Source organism: Craterilacuibacter sinensis, from assembly GCF_009831765.1.
In the GTDB taxonomy this organism is placed as follows: Bacteria; Pseudomonadota; Gammaproteobacteria; order Burkholderiales; family Chromobacteriaceae; genus Craterilacuibacter; species Craterilacuibacter sinensis.
In genome coordinates this window covers 149,828-170,132 of record NZ_WSSB01000002.1, presented here as the reverse complement: position 1 = coordinate 170,132, position 20,305 = coordinate 149,828, and the positions used below count along the sequence as shown (strand labels likewise).

Annotated in this window: 19 protein-coding genes; 4 read left to right on the top strand and 15 right to left on the bottom strand. The window is 59.0% G+C overall.

Features of this window, described 5'->3' with window-relative positions; all coding sequences use genetic code 11:
- Positions 1 to 37: 37 nt before the first annotated feature.
- Positions 38 to 760, bottom strand: coding sequence for an SDR family oxidoreductase (locus GQF02_RS03380; protein ID WP_160794837.1), 723 nt, complete (start codon positions 758 to 760; stop codon positions 38 to 40).
- Positions 761 to 873: 113 nt separating this feature from the next.
- Here GQF02_RS03380 and GQF02_RS03375 point away from each other — a divergent pair, with 113 nt between their 5' ends.
- Positions 874 to 1,674, top strand: a complete 801-nt coding sequence (locus GQF02_RS03375; protein ID WP_160794835.1) for a LysR family transcriptional regulator — start codon at positions 874 to 876, stop codon at positions 1,672 to 1,674.
- Here the strand turns inward: GQF02_RS03375 and GQF02_RS03370 are convergent.
- Together GQF02_RS03370 and hemC are read right to left on the bottom strand one after the other, a co-directional pair.
- The gene (locus GQF02_RS03370) at positions 1,671 to 2,393 is read right to left on the bottom strand and encodes a uroporphyrinogen-III synthase (protein WP_160794833.1); all 723 of its coding nucleotides are present in this window, start codon (positions 2,391 to 2,393) and stop codon (positions 1,671 to 1,673) included. The genes GQF02_RS03375 and GQF02_RS03370 overlap by 4 nt on opposite strands.
- A gap of 2 nt (positions 2,394 to 2,395) precedes the next feature.
- Complete coding sequence (gene hemC / locus GQF02_RS03365) at positions 2,396 to 3,322, bottom strand: hydroxymethylbilane synthase (RefSeq protein WP_124735106.1); 927 nt, start codon at positions 3,320 to 3,322, stop codon at positions 2,396 to 2,398.
- Between the two features lie 247 nt (positions 3,323 to 3,569).
- Between hemC and ppc the strand changes: the two genes are divergently transcribed.
- Positions 3,570 to 6,278: a phosphoenolpyruvate carboxylase gene (ppc, locus tag GQF02_RS03360; RefSeq protein ID WP_160794831.1), complete on the top strand. Its 2,709-nt coding sequence runs from the start codon at positions 3,570 to 3,572 to the stop codon at positions 6,276 to 6,278.
- A gap of 21 nt (positions 6,279 to 6,299) precedes the next feature.
- Here ppc and GQF02_RS03355 read toward each other — a convergent pair whose 3' ends face one another.
- Positions 6,300 to 7,655, bottom strand: coding sequence for a sigma-54 dependent transcriptional regulator (locus tag GQF02_RS03355; RefSeq protein ID WP_160794829.1), 1,356 nt, complete (start codon positions 7,653 to 7,655; stop codon positions 6,300 to 6,302).
- Positions 7,656 to 7,898: 243 nt separating this feature from the next.
- Between GQF02_RS03355 and GQF02_RS03350 the strand changes: the two genes are divergently transcribed.
- Positions 7,899 to 9,125: a transporter gene (locus GQF02_RS03350; protein ID WP_160794827.1), complete on the top strand. Its 1,227-nt coding sequence runs from the start codon at positions 7,899 to 7,901 to the stop codon at positions 9,123 to 9,125.
- A 77-nt stretch (positions 9,126 to 9,202) separates the two neighbouring features.
- On the opposite strand, the gene GQF02_RS03345 is transcribed toward GQF02_RS03350, so the two are convergent.
- The 4 genes from GQF02_RS03345 to GQF02_RS03330 form a co-directional block, all read right to left on the bottom strand.
- The gene (locus tag GQF02_RS03345; RefSeq protein WP_160794825.1) at positions 9,203 to 9,766 is read right to left on the bottom strand and encodes a hypothetical protein; all 564 of its coding nucleotides are present in this window, start codon (positions 9,764 to 9,766) and stop codon (positions 9,203 to 9,205) included.
- 17 nt (positions 9,767 to 9,783) lie between these two features.
- On the bottom strand, positions 9,784 to 10,401 hold the full coding sequence (locus tag GQF02_RS03340; protein WP_220789308.1) for a C39 family peptidase: 618 nt from the start codon (positions 10,399 to 10,401) through the stop codon (positions 9,784 to 9,786).
- 75 nt (positions 10,402 to 10,476) lie between these two features.
- Positions 10,477 to 10,827, bottom strand: coding sequence for a hypothetical protein (locus GQF02_RS03335; protein WP_124735024.1), 351 nt, complete (start codon positions 10,825 to 10,827; stop codon positions 10,477 to 10,479).
- Positions 10,828 to 10,899: 72 nt separating this feature from the next.
- Positions 10,900 to 11,934 (bottom strand): hypothetical protein, encoded by a 1,035-nt coding sequence (locus GQF02_RS03330; protein ID WP_160794823.1) that lies wholly within the window; start codon positions 11,932 to 11,934, stop codon positions 10,900 to 10,902.
- Between the two features lie 433 nt (positions 11,935 to 12,367).
- Between GQF02_RS03330 and GQF02_RS03325 the strand changes: the two genes are divergently transcribed.
- The gene (locus GQF02_RS03325) at positions 12,368 to 12,919 is read left to right on the top strand and encodes a YaeQ family protein (RefSeq protein WP_124735022.1); all 552 of its coding nucleotides are present in this window, start codon (positions 12,368 to 12,370) and stop codon (positions 12,917 to 12,919) included.
- Between the two features lie 75 nt (positions 12,920 to 12,994).
- On the opposite strand, the gene GQF02_RS03320 is transcribed toward GQF02_RS03325, so the two are convergent.
- From GQF02_RS03320 to GQF02_RS03290, 7 genes are all read right to left on the bottom strand, one after another.
- On the bottom strand, positions 12,995 to 14,233 hold the full coding sequence (locus GQF02_RS03320; protein ID WP_160794821.1) for an L-lactate MFS transporter: 1,239 nt from the start codon (positions 14,231 to 14,233) through the stop codon (positions 12,995 to 12,997).
- A gap of 448 nt (positions 14,234 to 14,681) precedes the next feature.
- Complete coding sequence (locus tag GQF02_RS16195; RefSeq protein WP_160794819.1) at positions 14,682 to 15,089, bottom strand: DUF2061 domain-containing protein; 408 nt, start codon at positions 15,087 to 15,089, stop codon at positions 14,682 to 14,684.
- A gap of 76 nt (positions 15,090 to 15,165) precedes the next feature.
- Positions 15,166 to 15,948 (bottom strand): DUF3658 domain-containing protein, encoded by a 783-nt coding sequence (locus tag GQF02_RS03310; RefSeq protein ID WP_235930045.1) that lies wholly within the window; start codon positions 15,946 to 15,948, stop codon positions 15,166 to 15,168.
- Positions 15,949 to 15,950: 2 nt separating this feature from the next.
- The gene (gene cysE, locus GQF02_RS03305; RefSeq protein ID WP_124735018.1) at positions 15,951 to 16,733 is read right to left on the bottom strand and encodes a serine O-acetyltransferase; all 783 of its coding nucleotides are present in this window, start codon (positions 16,731 to 16,733) and stop codon (positions 15,951 to 15,953) included.
- 38 nt (positions 16,734 to 16,771) lie between these two features.
- Positions 16,772 to 18,268, bottom strand: a complete 1,497-nt coding sequence (gene rng / locus GQF02_RS03300; protein ID WP_124735017.1) for a ribonuclease G — start codon at positions 18,266 to 18,268, stop codon at positions 16,772 to 16,774.
- Positions 18,269 to 18,279: 11 nt separating this feature from the next.
- Positions 18,280 to 18,876: a Maf family protein gene (locus tag GQF02_RS03295; protein WP_124735016.1), complete on the bottom strand. Its 597-nt coding sequence runs from the start codon at positions 18,874 to 18,876 to the stop codon at positions 18,280 to 18,282.
- A gap of 91 nt (positions 18,877 to 18,967) precedes the next feature.
- Complete coding sequence (locus tag GQF02_RS03290; protein ID WP_160794815.1) at positions 18,968 to 20,125, bottom strand: diguanylate cyclase; 1,158 nt, start codon at positions 20,123 to 20,125, stop codon at positions 18,968 to 18,970.
- Positions 20,126 to 20,305: the final 180 nt, after the last annotated feature.

Below are 20,305 nucleotides of genomic sequence, written 5' to 3'. Positions count from 1 at the left end.
CGGCACACAGAACAAACCTTCGATAATCGGCCCGGCCTTACGGCTCCTGCCGTGTTGCAGCCAGCACGATCTCGCGTATGCACAGGTTTTGCGGCTGCTCGTAGGCGAAGCGCACCGCCTCGGCAATATCTTCGGCCGAGATCACACCGCCCATCTGTTCTTTCCACACGTTGTAGCCGTCCTTGATCGCCTCGCTGGTGGTATGGCTCAACAGCTCGGTCTCGGCCGCACCGGGTGCGATCGTGATCACGCGCACGTCCTGTAGCGCCACTTCCTCGCGCAGGTTTTCCGAAATCGCGTGAACGGCGAACTTGGTACCGCAATAGGCCGCATGGTTGGGGAAGGTCTTGCGCCCGGCAATCGAGCTGATATTGATGATGGTACCGTGGCGGCGCGAGAGCATGCCCGGCAGCACTGCATGGATGCCGTTGAGTACACCCTTGACGTTAACGTCCAGCATGCGCTCCCACTCGGCCGGATCCTGCTCGGACAGTTTGCCCAGCAGCATCTGCCCGGCGTTGTTGACGATCAGGTCGGCCGGGCCGAATTTTGCCTCCGCCTCGCGCACGGCAGCATCCAGTGCAGCGCGGTCAGTCACATCGACTTCGCGGCACAGGGTATCGGGCAGGGCCATCTCCTGCAGGCGCTCGATACGACGTGCCAGCAGCAGCAAGGGATAGCCGCGCGACGAGAACAGACGGGCGCAGGCAGCACCGAAGCCGGAGCTGGCACCAGTAATCACAATAAGGGGTTTGTTCATGATGGATTCCTGAAATAGAAAGCATTGATGGCAACAACCGATGTGCTGCACTATAGTCGGCGTTACTCCCGAAGAAAAATCGTTTTTTCCCCTTACTGCCATCGGACATTTCTATGGATATCCGCCAACTGCGCGCCTTTGTCGCAGTTTTTGAAGAGCGCAACATCACCCAGGCCGCCGACCGCTTAGCCGTCACCCAGCCCACCCTCTCCGCCACGCTGCGCCAGCTTGAAGCCGAACTGGGAACGCTGCTGTTCAAACGCCTGCCGCGTGGCGTCGAGGCCTCCGATGCCGCGCGCCGCCTGTTTCCACAGGCCAAGAAGCTGATTGCCGATGCGGAAGCGCTGAGCGCCAGTTTCAAACAGGGTGAAGCGGGGCAGGAACTGGCGCTGGGGATAGCAGCGGATCTGGGCGACAGCCAGGTCGATAGGGTGCTGCGCGCGGCGCTGGAAACCGCGGGCATCGTACTGACACTGGAAGAGGGGTGTAGCGGTGACCTTCGTCTTGCCTGCGAGACGCTGCGCTGCGAAGACGAGCTGTTTCTGCCCTTGGCGGAGGAAAACTTCGTGCTGGCACTGCCGACAGGACATGTGCGCAGCGGCAAGGACGTGACGCCGCAGGAGCTGAAACAGGAAACATGGGTGATGTGCCCGGCACATGACTCGCAGCAGCGGCTATTGGCCCTGCTCGGCAGCTATGCACCGGCACACCCCATGCGTGCCGGCTCGCTGCGCCTGGCTGCGCAACTGGTAGCAAGCGGAGCAGGTATCGCCTGGCTACCCGCCTCGTTAGCGGAAAAACTGGACACGGCACAACTGGCTGCCGCACCTTACCGGCGCCGTATCGGCCTGTGTTATGTGCCGGATGCACTACACAAACCCGCGGTTGCCGCCTTGCTCCGGCAACTGGCTTAACACGCTGCCAGCGCCGCTAACAGCGCCTCGTCGCTGGCATCTGCGGCCGTCACGACCTCGCTTGCCCCCAGCTCCAGCAATACCGTGCTAATGCGCGGGTGCAGCGTGACGAAATGCTGACGGGCCAACCAGCCGCGCCGCTCTGCCGGTGCAGAGCTAAACAGTGCACGGGCAATATCGGATGAAGTGACAAGTAGCGTCGCCTGTGCCATGTCGGCAGGTAGACGACCCCAGCCCGGGTCGCATGGCACGCGCCGGTACGCCCCGCACAAAAGAATCTTTGCGCCGCGCGCCGCCAGCGTATCGGCCAGCAGCGCGCGTCCGGTTTCACCGCGCACAATCAATACCGTTTGCCCGCTCAAGTCGGACAATTGCGGCAGCGCAAGCAGCGCTTCACTGTCGCTGCCCGCCTCGGGGTGCAACACGGCACGCCCGGCAAGCGCCGCCAGCCGTGCGGCACTGCCCTTGCCGACACAGGCCAGTTGCACACGATCAGGCAAGCACCCGGCCAGAGCCGGCCACATCATATCAATGGCACCGGGGCTCACCGGAATCAGCCAGTCGGCCGCCGCAGCCAAAGCAGGTAGCTGCACCAATGCGTCCTTATCCGGCACCAGCTCAAGCGGCGCAAACACGTGGGCAGTCAAGCCGGCAGCGGCGCACTTTGCCGCCAGTGGCGCGCATTGTGCCGCCGGACGGGTGAGCAGCACCGGCCTCATGCTTAGCTATCGGCCAGCACGGCGCTGATCACATCGGCAGCACCGTCTTGCAACAGCTTCTTGGCGACCGCCCGCCCCAGCGCATCTGCGTAGTGGCGCGGAGCACTGGCGCTGGCGGTCAGCATCAGCGAGCCATCCGGGTAGGCAACAAAACCACCCAGAGTAATGACCTCATCGCTTAGCGTGGCAAAACCACCCAGCGGGATCTGGCAACTGCCGCCCAGCTGGCGCGACAGGGCGCGCTCGGCCAGCACACAGTCGTGGGTATCGGCATCATTCAGCGGCGCAAGCAGCACCTTGAGGTCCTCGCGCTCGGCGCGGATCTCGATGCCCAGCGCGCCCTGGCCCGGGGAGGGCAGGCTTTCCGATGGCGACAACTCACAACGTATACGCTCGCCCAGACCCAGACGCTTAAGACCGGCTGCGGCGAGAATAATGGCGTCGAATTCGCCGCCATCCAGCTTGGCCAGCCGCGTCTGCACATTGCCGCGCAAGGGCTTGATCACCAGATGCGGAAACTGGGCGCGGATCTGCGACTCGCGCCGCAAGCTGGCCGTGCCCACCACCGCGCCATGCGGCAATTCGGACAGATTGGCATACGCATTGGAGACGAAAGCATCGCGCGGGTCTTCACGTTCGCAGATCACCGGCAGGGCAAAACCCTCGGGCAGCGCCATGGGCACATCTTTCATCGAGTGCACGGCCAGATCGGCACGCCCTTCCAGCATCGCGACTTCCAGCTCCTTGACGAACAGCCCCTTGCCACCGATCTTGGACAGGGTTTTATCGAGAATCTGGTCACCACGCGTGGTCATACCCAGAATTTCAACTTCCAGCTCTGGATATAAGCTCTCCAGGCGGGATTTGATATGTTCGGCCTGCCACATGGCCAGACGACTCTCGCGGCTGGCAATCACGATTTTTTTCATCACGCGGTCCTGAATGGAATAAGTCTGCAACGATTCTAACATGAGCGGCGGCTTCCCCTGCCCGGACAAAGCCCGTCGCTACCCTTGTGGCAAGCCGGGCACACCGTCCACATAATGCGCGATTCAATACGGCAAGCTACCAGCCGGCACTGGCCAAATACCCCATGCTTGCGGCAAGATCAGGCAAGATCAGGCCGGCGCGAGCATGCCGGCACACACGCACTTCATCAAAACGGGTAGACACGCGATGACGCAAGAACAAGACAAGGACCTTCCGCTCAAGGCCGATCTGGCACGACTGGACCGGCTATTGGGCGAGGTACTGCGCGAGCAGGCCGGTGACGAGGTTTACCACGAAATGCAGGCCATCCCGCTGGCCCACCATACCCACGACAATCGTGCGCTGGCCATGCTGGAGCGCTTGTCGCCGCAAGCGACCACAGCCTTGGTGCGCGCTTGCGGCCTGTATGCCCAGCTATTCAATATTGCCGAAGATCTGCATCACACCCGCCGCCGCCGCGCCCACCGCCAGGCCGGCTCGGCACCGCAACAAGGCAGCCTGGCGCGCGCGCTGTCGCACCTGCAACAAGAGGGCGTCAGCCTGGGCCGGCTGACCGGCATGCTGGCCGATGCCAATGTAACGGCAGTACTGACCGCCCACCCGACCGAAGTACAACGCCAGAGTGTGCTGGATGGCCATCGTGCCGTGCGCCGTTTCCTCGCCTGCCTGCACTACCCTGATGTCACCCCGGATGACGAGACCGATCTCGAACTGCGCCTGCGCCGCGTCATCCTGACCTTGTGGCAGACCTCGGAAATCCGCCACTTCAAACTGTCGGTCGCGGACGAAATCGAAAACGGCGTCGCCTACCATCCGTTGTCGTTCTTCACCGCCTTGCCACGCATCTACGACATGCTGGGGCGCGGCATTCAGCAACATTGGGGCGAACGCCCCAAGCTACCCTCCTTCTTGCGCATAGGCAGCTGGATAGGCGGCGACCGCGACGGCAACCCCAATGTCGACGCCACGGTATTGCGCTACGCCAGCACCCGTCAGGCCGAAACCGCATTTACCCACTATTTCTACGAGCTGTCCGGTCTCTACCGCGAACTGTCGCTGTCCAGCCGGCTGGTTAAAGTGAGCGACGAGGTCGCGGCACTGGCCGCCCTGTCCCCGGACACCGAGACCAGCCGCGCCGAAGAGCCGTACCGCCTCGCGCTGGCCCATATCGAAGCGCGTCTGTCGGCGACGGCTGCGGCGCTGGGCTTGACCAAGCGTGGCCGCTGGAGCGCAGGTGAACCGTATGCCCACGCCCAGGCCGTCATTGAGGATCTGGAACAGATTGCCGCTTCACTCGCCGCCAATGGCAGCGCCATTCTGGCTGGCGGGCGCTTGCTGCGTCTTAAGCGCGCGCTGGATGTGTTCGGCTTTTACCTGATGCCGCTGGACCTGCGCCAGCATGCCGGCATCCATGCATCGGTCGTGGCCGAGCTGTTCTCGCATGCAGGGCTGGAAGAGTATCTGGCGCTGGACGAAGCGGCCCGTATACGCGTCCTGCGCCGCGAGCTGGCCACCCCACGCCCGCTCTATAGCCCCTATCTGGCTTATGGTGCCGAGGCACAAAAAGAGCTGGCCATTTTCCGCGAGGCGGCACGCATCAAGGCGGCGCTGGGCGATGGCGCCATCACCCAGTGCATCATTTCCAACTGCGCCGCGGTCAGCGACTTGCTGGCGCTGGCCTTGCTGATGAAGGAAACCGGCCTGCTGCGCATCGTCGACGGCCAGCCGGTGGGCAGTGTCAATATCGTGCCGCTGTTCGAAACCATAGGCGATTTGCGTGCCGGCGCCGCCATCATGCAGGCACTGTTCGAATTGCCGTGGTATCGCCAGCTGCTGCAAAGCCGCGATATGCTGCAGGAGGTGATGCTGGGTTACTCGGACAGCAACAAGGATGGCGGCTATCTGACCAGCCAGTGGGAGCTGTATCAGGCCGAATCGCGGCTGGTGAAGGTTTTCGCCGCCGCCGGGGTCAAGCTGCAGCTATTCCATGGCCGTGGCGGCTCGGTCGGACGCGGCGGTGGTCCAAGCTACGAGGCCATCATGGCGCAGCCGGCAGGTTCGGTCGCCGGCCATATCCGCATCACAGAACAGGGCGAGGTCATCACCTCCAAATTCTCTGATCCGGATCTGGCGGTACGCAATCTCGAAGCCTTGGTCGCGGCCACGCTGGAGGCCACGCTGTCCGGCAGCCACAGCAATGAAGCCGACAGCAGCATCCTGTCCGAGCTGTCGGATCACGCCTATGCCGCCTACCGCGCGCTGGTGGAAACACCGGGCTTTATGCAGTATTTCCTAGAAGCCACCCCGGTACGCGCGATTGCCAAGCTCAATATCGGCAGCCGCCCGGCCTCGCGCAAGAGCCTGACTTCCATTCAGGATTTGCGCGCCATTCCATGGGTGTTCTCCTGGTCGCAGTCGCGAGTGATGCTGCCGGGCTGGTATGGCGTCGGCTCTGCCGTTGCCGCCTTTATCGAGCGTCATGGCGATAGCGGTATCAGCCAGTTGCAAACGCTGTACCAGAGCTCGCCCTTCCTCAGGATGGCACTGGAAAACATGGAGCAGGTACTGGCCAAGGTCGATCTGGAGCTGGCACAGCGTTATGCCGGTCTGGTCAGCGATCAGGCACTGTCGGCCTCGCTGTTTGCCACCATCTCTAGCGAATGGCAGCGCAGCGTGGATGCGCTTTACACCATCACCGGCAACCAGCGTCTGTTGCAGCACAACCCGACTCTGGCCCGCAGCCTGGACACCCGGCTGCCGTATCTGGATGCGATGGGCGCACTGCAAGTCGAATTGCTGCGCCGCCTGCGCGAGAACCCGGATGATGAGGAGGCACTAGCCGCCATTCATTTGACAATCAACGGCGTCGCCGCCGGTTTGCGCAATAGCGGCTAAATACGCGCGCCGGCCAACAAGTCACGACAAGTCTTTACGGAACTGGCGCGGAGAAATGCCATGCTTGGCTAACAGCCGGTAGAATGTTGCCCGCGAGACGCCAATCTCACGGGCGGCCAGGTTACAGTCGCCACCATTGATGGCTAGCGATTGCAACAAACTCGTCTTTTCGCCCGTTCCCCGCTGCACCTGCAGCGGGGAACTCCCCTGTTCGGCACCACCAAACCCCATGTCCGCCGGTGTCAGTACACAGCCCCTAGCCATGATCAGTCCCTGACAAATCCTGTTTTCCAGCTCCCGGACATTACCTGGCCACGGGTAGGTGAGCATCAAGCCAAGCGCTTCCTTCGACAACCTTTTCTCGGGCAAACCGAACTTGCATGCATATTTTTCGATGAAATGCCCAGCCAGCAATGGCAGGTCACTAAGCCGTTCACGCAACGGAGGAATACATACCTGACAAACCCGCAAACGGTGGTAAAGGTCTTCGCGGAAGGTTCGATCCCTGATCGACTGAGCAAGATCAACGTGGGTCGCCGCGACAATCCTGGCATCGATCTTGAGATGCTTGCTACCGCCTAGCCGGATAATTGTCCCCTCCTGCAGGAATCTGAGCATCGATACCTGCGCCTCGGCCGACATGTCACCGATCTCGTCAAGAAATAACGTCCCACCATCGGCAGCCTCGATATAACCTGCCCGCTTGTCATGCGCCCCGGTAAATGCTCCTTTCTCATTGCCGAATAATTCAGATTGCACGAGGTTAGGGGCGAGGCTGCCGCAGTTTACCGAAAAGAATGGCGCTTTCGCCCGAGCCGAGCAGTCATGAACAAAACGTGCGGCCAGTTCCTTGCCGGTACCTGTCTCTCCGTGCAGCAGCACGCTCACATTCATCATCCCGACCCTGGACAGATCCTCGAGAAAGGCCAGGAAAGCTGGATGCTCACCGAGCAAACCCGATACGCCTGAACGCACCCGCTCCGGGCAACACAACCCGGCCATGCCGTGAGCATGGCCGACGGCTGGTAACAGATGTGCCAGAGGCACTGGTAGCACGCAATAATCGAAGCAAAAATCGTTCACCAACGCGCGAACCCGGGAATCCTCAAGCTCAGCCCCATCAAGCAACGCAATCCAACGGATATGCGATGTAGAACAAGACAGCAATAGACGCCGACATTCGACAACGTCCACGCTCGTTACCCGGAGCAACCCTACCGAAGCTTGCTGGCAGAGCGCGACAGACACTTCTTCGAGTTTTTTTCTCAACACCTGCCAACCCGCCTGCACGAGACCATCAGTCACACTCGGAACGAGTTCTCCGATGATCAGCATGCTTCTTGCGCCACAAACCCTTGCACTGGTTTCTTTCAACATTCCACCGCCCAGCCTTGATCAACCCCTGCAGCATAGCCGCTACTTGTATCGAGTCGAGTTATTTCATTTGATTTACTAATTGTCATGATCCATACCTAACAGCATCAGGCTTTCCATCGACACAACAAAGGCTTACCGATGCATAAACGAAAGGGAACCCTAGCACTACTCACCAGTAGCATGCTTGGGCTAGCTGCCGGCCATACGCATGCGGCACCGGCCCTCGCCGAACAGGTCAGGCAGATGCGTGAGCAGATGCAGGGGTGGGATAAAGAGAGGAATGCCAATAACGCCCAGTTGGAGGCCCAGCAAAAACGGATACAGCAACTCGAGCAACAGTTGGGTATCCGCCAGCCGACACCGGTAGCTAGCCCGGCAGCGGGTACTCTAGCCACCACGCCGCAAGCACGCACGGTACCAGCCGCAGAAGAGGGCGCCCTTTTACCAGGTAACACGCCTGCGGTAAGCCAGAAGCCACGCGACGCCAATCCGGCGTCACAAGCAAGGGTCGAGCAGATCGCACAAACTTTCGATGTTCCCGGCGTACTGACCCCGAAGGGACAACTGACGCTAGAACCCGCTCTGCAATACAGCTACAGCGCCTCAAACCGGGTCGCCCTGCTTGGTTTCACCATCATCCCAGCAATCACTATTGGCCTGATCGATGTGCGCCGGGTCAACCGGGACAGCTGGATCGCCAGTGTCACCGGCCGCTACGGACTGAGCAATCGTCTGGAGCTTGAAGGACGTCTGCCCTATGTGTACCAGTCGGAAGATGCGATCCGCCGCCCACTGGCGACCGGAAGTTCTCAGGACGAAGTCTTCAACACACGCGGCAACGGCATCGGCGACTTGGAACTCGGTCTGCGCTACCAGTTCAACCAGCCGGTTGACGGCGGCCCCTACTTTATTGGCAGCCTGCGGGTGAAGTCCGCCACCGGCAAGGGACCCTTCGATGTCGACTACATCACCGATATAGACAAGGGAATCGACTACCCGAAAGAACAGGCAACCGGCAGCGGATTCTGGGGCTACCAAGTAGGCGCTTCAGCTATCCTGCCGTCCGACCCGGCGGTGCTATTTGGCTCTTTGAACTACACGTGGAATCAGAAATACGACGTCAACCAGACGCGTTGTGTACGCGGCAGCGATCAAAACCTACCCTGCCGAGCCGTACAGATCGGCGAGGTCGACCCTGGTGATGTGATCGGACTAAGCGTCGGCGCTGGCATTGCAATCAATGAAAAATCGTCGATCAGCTTTTCCTACGAGCATAACGTGGTTGGCAAGACCAAGTTCAACGGAAAGACGCCTATCGATGCCTATCGCGCACAGATCGGCATGTTCCAAGTAGGCTATGCTTACCGGTTGAGCGATCGCAGCACACTAAACCTGAACATCGGCATTGGTGCTACCGAAGACTCGCCGGATGTGCAAATCGCACTACGCATGCCTTTCAACTTTCTCTAAAACAAAGCGGCGCAGATGATAAATCTGCGCCGCCTGCACTTTTCATTCGGCCTCACACCGATTTACGCCCTACACCACTAGCGCTGCAGAGTCTGGAGAATGGAGTTGCTGACCTGCTCGAGCGCCTGCGAACCTTGCAACGCAGTCAGTAATGGAGCAGCAATGTCTATCTGAGTTGAAATCTGGATGACCCGTGCGTCAGCCGTATTCTGAACAATTTGCTGCGGTAAGATTGCATCCAACAATACACGAGTCGCACCAGTATCTATCCCGGCGATTACAGCTGGCAGCTCCCCGCTCCCAAGAACGACGCCGGCAGGCAATGCCTCTACACCAACTTGCAGGGTCGTTACAGGTACTGCAGCGCTACGTGTGCCCGCCGTAGCATCCATCATCAGCTTCCCGATATCAGGAATATCTATCCGCTGCAAAGCCACCATCGCACCGTCGATGGCAACCATTCGCTGGATACCGAACGAAAATACACTACCGTTCGGCGAGTCATAGCGCCCGAACTGTTGGGCAAGCGCCTCTCCGGACTCAGCCTGCAGTAAAGACATGTCGAGCAGATCATCCCGCGCGGCCGCCCCCACACTGGTGGCACATAACAACAAAGCAGGCAACGCAAATTTGTATAGCATTTTTGCTCCCCCCCCGATCAGAAGTCACCACTGCGAGGTAACAAAACATACAGATCAGCGATCGGTGATGACCGTGTCACCGACAAGGGTGCCGGTTCACGCAAACGCCACTCGGCAGAGCGGTTGAAACTCGCCTGCCCCTGCTGCTTACGGTTGAGGATCACAAATAACACACCGCTCCACATTTTCTCGAATTCTTTGCGCGAAATAGTACGAGTTCCAAGTGCTGAGTCACCGACCAGTACACGTTCCGCATCCATGCCCTTCACGACGACAAAGTGGCGGTACCCCTGATGATTCAGCAGGACGATAGCTGGCACAGCAAGTTCGGCCAGCTTGTCAAAAGATACCCGATAGCCATTTGCTTCGAGCCCAAGACTGGCCAGATAGCGCTTCATGTCAGCCATCGAGAAACCGACCTTCATAATGCGCTCCTGATCACCATCGGCGAACATCGACTTGAACACCTGCTCTTCGGTGGTCGGCTCGGCGTAGTGGTAAGTCAACAAAGTCGCCAGCGCAGCGGAGCCGCAACTGAAGTCATAGCGCTGGCGAACGGTATTTCTGAAAACACGTTCCTTGACACTCTGAACACTCACACCCACGGCTCCGACCCCTGGCAGCGTCGCGATCATAGATGCTGCAAGTACGGAAACCGACCAGCAGAGCGAGCAAAGCAACAGTCCCCCTTTTAGAGCTGCGCGCATGACTCAGTACAGGCTGACGTTGAAGATCGTTGAATTCTGAACCACAACCTGATTACCGCTATTTTGCACCACGGTGCCAATCCCGCTCATCCCCGCGAACGCGCTGTTCGAAATGGTATTGGCTCCCGTCACTACCGAGGAAAACACCCCATCACCGACCTCGGCATCCAAATTGGCCCGGTTCGAAATGAAACGAAGTCTTTCAACCCGGCCATCTGCAGATTGCCCATATTCGCTACCCAGATCGGTAGCGACAGACAACTGGCTAACATCCAGACGCTCGCTGACAGGGTCGCCAGCAAACGCCTGAGCAAAAGGCAGACAAACCAACAGCAGTGTTCCAACTCGCCACATCTCTACACCTCCGTCTCGTCATTACCCTTCCCGTCCCAGCCACTGGCCGGGACGGATAAAGGAAAAGACTGATTATTTGACGCTCAGATTGGCTTGGACGTTGACCGACTGCTGAACCATTCCACTCAGGCCTGTGTTTTGCGAAACCTGTGTGATGCCTGCAGAGTTGGCTAGCGAACCACCGCTAACAGTGTTGTCACCGGTATGAACCAGTGGTTGAGCACTGCCAGTCAACAATGCGATACCCAGTCCGTTCAGAGAAACCGGTGCGACGCTACCTTGGAGATCTGCGCTGATCCAAGTGTTGACTGTCGTGGTCGTATCGTTGTCCTGAGAGTTGTCGACCTTGGTCATTGTCGTGGTCGTAGTCTTGGTGTCGTTGTCCTGATTGAACGAGTCGGTCGCAGCATTGGAACCATTGTTGGCGGCCGCACCACCCTTGCTCGCTACGACTTTTGTATCGTTATCCTGCGAGTTATTTGTTTTGGTTGTAGTGGTCGTGTCGTTGTCTTGGTTGAAAGAATCTGCAGCGGCATTCGAGCCATTGTTGGCTCCAGCGCCCCCCTTGCTAGCGGTAACCTTCGTATCGTTGTCTTGCGAGCTATCCGTTTTGGTCACCGTGCTGGTGGAGGTGGTCGTTGTTGTCGTGGTTTTGGTATCGTTATCTTGATTGAACGAATCAGCAGCCGAATTCGAACCATTATTGGCACCCGCACCACCCTTGCTTGCGACAACCTTGGTATCGTTATCTTGCGAGTTATCGGTTTTGGCCGTATTAGTCGTAGAGGTCGTCGTCGTGGTCTTAGTGTCGTTATCCTGATTAAAGGAATCAGCGGCCGAATTCGAACCGTTGTTGGCACCCGCACCGCCTTTGCTTGCAGAAACGAGGTTGTCGTTATCCTGCGAATTGTTCGTCTTGGTCGATGTCGAACTATCTGTCCAGGACTTGGTATACGTGCTTGTTGCATTGGATGTCGAGCCATCGTTTGCTGCAGCACCACCATTGGCCGCACCTACCTGATCTGCCGTCAGAATTTCATTACCGGCAAATGCAGTGGATGCAGCAAAAGCCAAGCTCAACGCGGAAATAATTGCAAGTTTTTTCATGACACACCTCTCAAATCGGGGAGAAATAACCATGCTAACTGCCACTGCCCCGTGCCACAGGTGATCGCTGAGTTCAACTCAAACAACCATCTCCCAGCTCGGAGTCCTCCCCTAACAGCAACCCTCATGCCAACTTAGACAAAATACTCACCAGCCAGACCCTGCTTACATTTAACGGGATAGATGCCGGCACAAATACACCTATTTTTCTCAAATATAAGAGGAAATAGCATCTCAACTGAGACAATCTCACCGCCAGCGACGCTTTCAATGAGAACGAAGCACGACGCACAATCCACTAAACCATCAACAGGGTAACCGCCAGCCCGACAATGCATGACAAAGTGCTTTACCGCAGGTAATACAGGAAGGCGCAAGAGGACGGCCCCCTAGGAAACAGGTAAACTCGCCCCTTTGCCCGAAAGCCGTACCCATGGCCCTCAAGTCCACCATCTACAAGGCCGATGTCAATGTTTCTGACATGGATCGCGGCTACTATGCCAGCCACAACCTGACCCTCGCCTGCCATCCATCGGAAACGCTGGAACGCATGATGCTGCGCATCGCGGTGTTCGCGCTGCACGCCAGCGAAATGCTGGCCTTTACCAAGGGCATCAGCGCCGATGACGAGCCGGATATCTGGCAGAAGAACTACTCGGATGAAATCGAACTGTGGCTGGAGCTGGGCGAGCCGGATGAGAAGCGTGTACGCAAGGCCTGCGGCCGGGCCGATGCGGTCTGGATCTATTGCTATGGCGCACGCTCGGCTGAAATCTGGTGGCCGCAACTGGAAAGCAAGGCCGGCCGCTTCGACAACCTGACCGTCGTTGCCATCGCACCGGACACGCTGGCTGAACTTGCCGCCATGGCCGAGCGCAGCATGCAATTGTCCGCCACCATACAGGATGGCCAGATGTGGCTGTCCAATGGCACGCACAATGTTCTGGTCGAAGGACATGTACTGAAGCCGGCCAGCCGCAGCTGATACGATTAAGCCACGGCATGACGCAAAAAAGGCCGACCCTTTGGGGCCGGCCTTTTTTATGGTTTAACGCAAGCTTCAGGCAGCAGCCTTGGCTTCGACAACCGATGCAAGCTTGACTGGCTTGGTCATGAAGCCCAGAACGATAGCCACACCCAGCAGGGCTGCCGAGATCATGTACGCGGCGCTGTAGGTGCCGGTCATGTCGACGGCGAGGCCGGCCAGCAGCGGGCCGACAAAGCCGGACACGCCCCAGGCGGTGTACAGCACGCCGTAGTTGGCGCCGTAGTTCTTCAGGCCGTAGAAGTCAGCCGTAGTCGACGGGAATACCGACATCAGCGAACCGTAGGCCAGACCGGCAACCACGGTACCGACCAGAATCATGGATGCATCCTGATAGGTGGCGAAAGCCAGCATATTGGCAGCCTGAACGGCGAAGGCCAGCAGCATGGTGTTGGTGCGGCCGATCTTGTCGGACAGCATGCCGCCACCAACGCGACCGGATGCGTTGGCAATCGCCAGGATGGACACCAGATAAGCCGGGTTCAGGATGCCGGCCTGGTCGGTCGCGATCGATGCCAGGTTACCGATGATCATCACGCCCGCGGAGGACGAGAACACGAACATGATCCACAGGAAGTAGAACTGACGGGTCTTGATCATCTCGCGCCAGGTCAGGTTGTGCTCGGACACCTTGGGTGCAACCGCGCCTGCTGCCAGCGCTGGTGCGGCCGGGGTATAGCCTTCAGGCGGGTTGGAGATCAGACGGGTCAGCGGCAGCGCGATCAGCAGCACGGCGGAACCCAGAATCATGAACGACTTGGAGATGCCGTAAGCTTCGATCAGATGGGTGCACAGCGGCGCGAGATAAACCGCAGCCAGACCGAAACCACCCACGGTGATGCCGGAAACCATGCCCTTCTTGGACGAGTGGAACCACTTCATCGCGGCCGGGGTCACGCAAGCATAAGCAAAGCCGATACCGGTGCCGACGATACCGCCGAAGGCGATGGTCAGGCCGATCACCGAGTCTTGCGGCACGAAGCTGGACAGAATCATGCCCAGACCCACCAGCACTACGCCCAGCGTGATGACTTTTTTCGGCCCGATGCGGTCCTGCATCACGCCGGCAGCCAAGAGGGCAATCGCCCATACCACGATGGCGACGTTATACGGCATCGACGCTTCGGTATTGCTCCAGCCCCAGTCAGCGACCAGACCCTTCTTGATCACACTCCATGCATACAGCACGCCGATGGTGAGATTGATACAGGTGCCAGCAACGAGAACGCTGACGGCCTTATTCATTTTGCTCATAAAAATCTCTTAGTTGGATAGGTTACACCGGTACCACGCAAAGCAAGAGGCGTATGGGCGACGCGGGGCGCGGCAACCGGTCATCGGCAATAGCCGATGTTTTGGAACGGCGGATTCTAATGCCACCTATACGTTTGTGCAAAGTAATATTATTGTTTTCTAAGATATTTTCCCAATGTCATCCAAGGAGAAATACCGCACAAAGTACATGGAAACCTTTGTTTTTACAGCAAGGCTACGGCATGCCACACCTTCACGCCTCTTTTCATAAATCATGAAAAAATTAAGCTAAATTCATAGCTATGGCTTTGTAAAAACGGGAAATTTGTGCCGAAAGGCCTGAAAACGCTCTTTAATACGGGGTAATCAACAAAAGAGCCTGCAAAATAAGAGTACAGGCTCTACCTGCAGGCAATAAAAAAGGCCGCAGCGCGGCCTTGAGAATAATTTAGCAAAGAGGCCGCGGCGGCGAGGACTTGGCCGGCACCGGCTTGCCCGCGCGTACCAGTTGCCAGACTTGTTCATGGACAAAGTAAGCCACCGTATTCACCAATGGTTCGACCAGTGCCAGCAAGCCTGCCAGTGCGATGCTGCCGGTCAGCAACCACGCCAAGGTAAAGGCAACGGCGAAATGGCAGGCGGCAAAAGTCGCAGTTTTGGCCAGCGCCAAATGGCGCACAGGCGCGCGCACCATCACCCTGTCCCAGATCTTGTCGTGAAAATGGTAGGTGACAGTATTGGCCAGCGGCTCGGCCAAGGCCATGGCACCGGAAATCGCCAGGCTGCCGGTCAGCGCATAGCTGACGGCAAAGGCCACGCTAAAGTGGCAGACGGCAAACGTCAGGGTTTTGGTCATGGCAGTCATCCGCTGAGTGAGTACAGCAGATGATAGTCATTCCCATTAAGGATGGAAAATAGATTGTCGCTACCGCCTAGATAGCCGCCAGCACAGGCGCCTGTCCGGCTCCGGTTTGCAGACGCAAGGTGCCCGCCTCGGCCAACTCCAGCACACGCCAGAACAAGAAAATGTCGCTGACGAACGTATGCTCTATCCGCCTCATACTCTCGTCCACCAGACGCGCAGCACCCACACAGCCATGTGCTGCCAGCCCGTCCAAAAGCACGTTGTCGTAGCATGACAGCGGGCGGCCTTGCAGCCTGCCCGCCTGTACTTCACGCACACAGTCTCCGGCCCTCTGCCAGTCCCCCCACTCTTCTGCCAGCATCTGGCGCTCGGGCAGTGACAGCAGACGGGCATCGCCGGCCAGCGGGGCTAATTCTGCCGCCGAATACATGCCGACCGCCCACAAACCGGGGCGCGGTGTGTCCAGATGCAAGCTGACATCGACTACCCACAGCTCGCACTGTTCCGGGCATTGCGCGGCCAGCATGCGTAGCAAGAGTGTTTCGCCTGCATGATTGCCCAGCCACAACGTCAACGGCATGGACTGTTCCCAGGCTTGCAGCAAGGTGCGGCAAGCGGCGGCGCGCTGGCGCTGCCAGGCTTCATCCCAGTCCGGCTGCGGCGGCTGATAGGCGCGCAGCAGGCGCTGCCAGTGTGCAATACGCAACTGCGGATCAATCTGGTCGGCATCAGCCAGCGGGCCATTGCTCAGTTCGTCCGGCCAGTCCAGCACCGCGCCCGCCAACTGCGCATCAGCAAGCAAAGCCTGCAGGCTATCTGCAGCATGACCACCTGCCACCACATGCAGCATGTTCAAACTTTCTGGTCCATATCCAGCGACGGCATGCCTACCGTCGCCTGCGCCACCACCCGCGCCGGCACGCCGGCCACCGTGGTATGCGGCGCCACGTCTTCCAGCACCACGCTGCCGGCGCCAACCTTGGCGCATTCACCAACGCGGATATTACCGAGGATGGCGGCGCCCGCGCCTATCATCACCCCGTCGCCAATCTTGGGGTGACGGTCGCCGCGCTCCTTGCCAGAACCGCCGAGCGTCACGCCGTGCAGCATCGAGACATTGTTGCCGATGACTGCGGTTTCACCGACCACCACGCCGGTGCCGTGGTCCAGCATCACGCCCTCACCGATGCGGGCGGCAGGGTGGATATCAGCGCCCAGTACTTCGGAAATGCGGTTCTGCAGGAAATAGGCCATGGTCTTGCGCCCCTGCTGCCACAGCCAGTGGGTGACGCGCTGGCTCTGGATGGCGTGAAAACCCTTGAAATAGAGCAAGGGGGTCGAGTAGCTATCGCAGGCCGGATCGCGCTCGAAACAGGCGGTGATATCGGCGCGCATCGCGCGGCTGATGGTGTCGTCGGCCGACAGCGCCTCGTGGAACAGCTCCATCAGTGCACGCGCATCCATCACCGGGCTGGCCAGCTTGCTCGACAGATGAAAAGCCAGCACATCTTCCAGCGAGGCATGACGCAACACCGTCATATGCAGAAAACTGGCCAATAGCGGCTCGTCGCGCGCAGCCAGTGCCGTTTCATCCAGAATGGCGCGCCACAAGGCATCGCCGTGTACATCATTCATAAACTAACCTTTTTACGTCACCGCAAGACAGTTGCGGCTTACATCAGCACTACGTCGAACTGTTCCTGCGTATAAGTACTTTCCACCGACAGCGATACCGGCTTGCCGATAAAGTCTATCAACATGGCCAGGCTCTGCGACTCCTCGTCGAGGAACATGTCGATCACCGGCTGCGAGGCGAGGATGCGGAAACCCTTGGCATCGAACTTGCGCGCCTCGCGCACGATTTCGCGCTGGATCTCGTAACACACCGTCTGCGCGGTCTTGATCTGGCCGCGACCCTGGCAGGTCGGGCACGGCTCGCACAAGATGTGCGACAGGCTCTCGCGCGTGCGCTTGCGGGTGATCTCGACCAGACCGAGGCTGGTAAAGCCGTTAAGCGTCACACGGGTGCGGTCGCGCGCCATGGCCTTGGCCAGTTCGGCCAGCACCGCCTGCTTGTGCTCATCGCTGTCCATATCGATAAAATCGACAATGATGATGCCACCCATATTGCGTAGCCGCAGCTGGCGCGCAATGGCGTGAGTCGCCTCCATATTGGTCTTGAAGATGGTCTCGTCAAAATTGCGCGTGCCGACGAAACCACCGGTATTCAGGTCTATGGTGGTCATTGCCTCGGTCTGGTCGACAATCAGATAGCCACCAAACTTGAGATTAACCCGGCGCGCCAGTGCACGCTCGATCTCGGCCTCGATACCATGCAGCTCGAACAGCGGGCGATTGCCGCTATAACGCTCGATCTTGTCCACCGCCGACTGCACATACTGCTCGGCAAACTCGACCATGCGCTCATAGTTTTCGGTCGAATCGACAATGATCTTGCCGGTCTGGTCGCTGGCCATATCCCTAAGCACCCGCACCGCCAGCGGCAGATCTTCATACAGGCAGCTCTGCGCCGGCAGATTTTGCGACTTGTGGCGGATATCGGCCCACAACTTGGACAGGTACTCAATATCGGCCGCCAGTTCGGCATTGCTCGCGCCCTCGGCACTGGTACGCACGATATAACCATGCGGTGAACCAGCCGGCACCAGGTTCTCCATGCGTGCCTTCAGGCTGTGGCGTTCGGCCTCGCTCTCGATCTTCTGCGAGATACCGATATGCTCGTCCTGCGGCAGGTGAACCAGAAAGCGCCCGGCCAAAGATATCTGCGTAGACAGGCGCGCACCCTTGGTATTGATCGGGTCCTTGATCACCTGCACCAGCACGGTCTGGCCTTCGAACAGCATCTTCTCGATGCGCTGCGGCTCGGCCGGATGCTGGCGCTGCTCGAGTACATCGGCGATATGCAGGAAAGCGGCACGCTCCAGCCCGATTTCGACAAAGGCGCTTTGCATGCCGGGCAAGACGCGCTTGACCTGCCCCAGATAGATATTTCCGACGATGCCGCGGCTGGCAGCGCGCTCGATATGCAGCTCCTGCACCACCGAATCTTCCAGCACGGCCACCCGCGTTTCCTGCGGCGTGATATTGACGAGGATCTGTTCCTGCGGCCGTACGATATCGCGCGGCAAAGTAATGGACTGATGCAGCATGGCGACCGACCTCAAGGAAAAGTGAAGCCGAATTCAGCCAGCAAGGCCGCCGTTTCAAACAGCGGCAGGCCCATCACTCCGGTAAAGCTGCCATCGATGCGGGACACGAATACCGCTGCATGTCCCTGAATCCCGTAGGCGCCGGCCTTGTCGAATGGCTCGCCACTGGCGATATAGCGTTCGATATCGGCATCAGACAAAGGGCGAAAGCTCACCTCGGTCACGCAGGTCGCCACGCTCAGCTTGTCATCCTGACGGATCGCCACGCTGGTCACCACCTGATGGCTGCGCCCGGAAAACGCACGCAACATGCGCGCGGCGTCGGCGGCATCGACCGGCTTGCCGAAAATCTCGCCATCCTGCACCACCGTGGTATCGGCCGACAACAGCGGGCGCGAAGGCAGACCGCAGCTTTGCACCACCGCCCAACCGGCCGCCGCCTTGGCTGCCGCCAGACGCTCGGTGTAGGCGATAGCCTCTTCACCCGGCAAAACCGACTCATCGATGTCGGCATGGATGCGCTCAAAAGCCACGCCCAGTTGCTGCAACAGTTCACGCCGGCGCGGGCTGCCCGACGCAAGATAGATATGCGTATCGCTGGTAGTCATAGTCATCATGCCGAAGAATAAATTTTATTGGCATCTAGGTTACCAGAAGCAGCCCTGCCCCCGCACTTCATCTTCAGTCGGCCTTGAATGCTTAAGCGTGCGAACCATTCAGATAAGGGAAGAAAAGCCGGTCTTCACGCAGCATATGGCGGGCAATCACCTCATGCGCCAGAAACTGGAATAGTTCGCCTATGCTGGCTTCGCCCTGTTCGAAACGGGCGCAAAGCGCATATGCCTGTGACAGCAAGCCGGCGTGTATGGCGGCATGCTGTTCTGCTTCCGGATAGCCGGCTGCGTGAATGGCAGCTTCTTCATGCTGGAAATGCTGGCTGACATCGACCAGTAGCCGGGCAATCAGCTCGGCAATAGATTCGCGCGAGCGCATCTGCAATACCGCATCCAGCAACTGGTTGCTAATGGAAAATAGCGCCTGATGTTCGGCATCAATGCCGTCGTGCCCGCTTTCGTAAGCCCTGCGCCAGCTCAGTTGCAAAAAACCGACGTTGGAAAAAGCATCGCTCTCTTTCTCGTCAAAACTGGCCGCCTCTACCCGGTTGCGGCCGTCCGCTTTGGCGCGATACAAAGCCGCGTCAGCGCGCTCGAACCAAGGTTGCCACGGCTCGCCTGCCTGTCTGCCAGCGATCCCCAGGCTGATAGTGACTTGCAGGCTGCGGGAAAACGGCAAGGTAGCGACGGCAAGACGCAAGCGTTCAGCCAGACGCACGGCAGCAGCTTGCGGCGTGTCCGGACACAGCACCAGAAACTCCTCGCCGCCCCAGCGCACCAACACATCGCTGGCCCGTAGTGCACCGCGAAGTCGCTCGGCCAGTTCGCACAGCACCTCGTCGCCGCAGGCATGGCCATGCGCATCATTGATAGTCTTGAAATGATCCACATCGATGATCAGCACGGAGAGCGGACACTCTTGCTGCTCGGCCCGGGCGATCTCGTTATGGATATGGCGCTCAAGGAAATGGCGGTTGCGGGTACCGGTCAAACGGTCGGTGGCCGCAATACTCTCCAGATCGGCAATATTCTGCTGCAACTCACGGTTATTGGACTCGGCATTCTGCAGCGCCTGGCGCAAGTCCTGTGCCGCGCGCGGCTCCTCGACCACCACCACGCCGCTGATGTCATCATCCGACAGTGGAAACTCGACCAGCATCAGCCGGGAAGACGGTTCAAACTCGCAGACGGAATGCCCTTCCTGCCTGACCCGGTGATTGAGCATGGCCAAGTGCTTGGCCATTTCCAGGGGAAAACAATCCTGATCCGTCAGCCCCTGCACGGTGTCGCGCCCTAGCAAGCGGGAAAAAGCCGGTGTCGAAGACAGATATCGCCCCCCCTCACCCCGGATCGCAACTGTCGCGCTGCTATGCGGTAAAGCCGCAGACCAACTAGAAGCAAGGCCATGCCGTGAATTTTTCAT

Coding starts and splice junctions, on each gene's coding strand:
- GQF02_RS03380 (WP_160794837.1), bottom strand. CDS start 760: ATGAACAAACCCCTTATTGTGATTACTGGTGCCAGCTCCGGCTTCGGT.
- GQF02_RS03340 (WP_220789308.1), bottom strand. CDS start 10,401: ATGATCGCGACGCTGCCAGGGGTCGGAGCCGTGGGTGTGAGTGTTCAG.
- GQF02_RS03290 (WP_160794815.1), bottom strand. CDS start 20,125: ATGGCCAAGCACTTGGCCATGCTCAATCACCGGGTCAGGCAGGAAGGG.
- GQF02_RS03295 (WP_124735016.1), bottom strand. CDS start 18,876: ATGACTACCAGCGATACGCATATCTATCTTGCGTCGGGCAGCCCGCGC.
- hemC (WP_124735106.1), bottom strand. CDS start 3,322: ATGAAAAAAATCGTGATTGCCAGCCGCGAGAGTCGTCTGGCCATGTGG.
- GQF02_RS03320 (WP_160794821.1), bottom strand. CDS start 14,233: ATGAGCAAAATGAATAAGGCCGTCAGCGTTCTCGTTGCTGGCACCTGT.
- GQF02_RS03330 (WP_160794823.1), bottom strand. CDS start 11,934: ATGAAAAAACTTGCAATTATTTCCGCGTTGAGCTTGGCTTTTGCTGCA.
- rng (WP_124735017.1), bottom strand. CDS start 18,268: ATGCTGCATCAGTCCATTACTTTGCCGCGCGATATCGTACGGCCGCAG.
- ppc (WP_160794831.1), top strand. CDS start 3,570: ATGACGCAAGAACAAGACAAGGACCTTCCGCTCAAGGCCGATCTGGCA.
- GQF02_RS03350 (WP_160794827.1), top strand. CDS start 7,899: ATGCGTGAGCAGATGCAGGGGTGGGATAAAGAGAGGAATGCCAATAAC.
- GQF02_RS16195 (WP_160794819.1), bottom strand. CDS start 15,089: ATGACCAAAACCCTGACGTTTGCCGTCTGCCACTTTAGCGTGGCCTTT.
- GQF02_RS03375 (WP_160794835.1), top strand. CDS start 874: ATGGATATCCGCCAACTGCGCGCCTTTGTCGCAGTTTTTGAAGAGCGC.
- GQF02_RS03325 (WP_124735022.1), top strand. CDS start 12,368: ATGGCCCTCAAGTCCACCATCTACAAGGCCGATGTCAATGTTTCTGAC.
- GQF02_RS03355 (WP_160794829.1), bottom strand. CDS start 7,655: ATGTTGAAAGAAACCAGTGCAAGGGTTTGTGGCGCAAGAAGCATGCTG.
- GQF02_RS03335 (WP_124735024.1), bottom strand. CDS start 10,827: ATGTGGCGAGTTGGAACACTGCTGTTGGTTTGTCTGCCTTTTGCTCAG.
- GQF02_RS03310 (WP_235930045.1), bottom strand. CDS start 15,948: ATGCTGCATGTGGTGGCAGGTGGTCATGCTGCAGATAGCCTGCAGGCT.
- GQF02_RS03345 (WP_160794825.1), bottom strand. CDS start 9,766: ATGCTATACAAATTTGCGTTGCCTGCTTTGTTGTTATGTGCCACCAGT.
- GQF02_RS03370 (WP_160794833.1), bottom strand. CDS start 2,393: ATGAGGCCGGTGCTGCTCACCCGTCCGGCGGCACAATGCGCGCCACTG.
- cysE (WP_124735018.1), bottom strand. CDS start 16,733: ATGAATGATGTACACGGCGATGCCTTGTGGCGCGCCATTCTGGATGAA.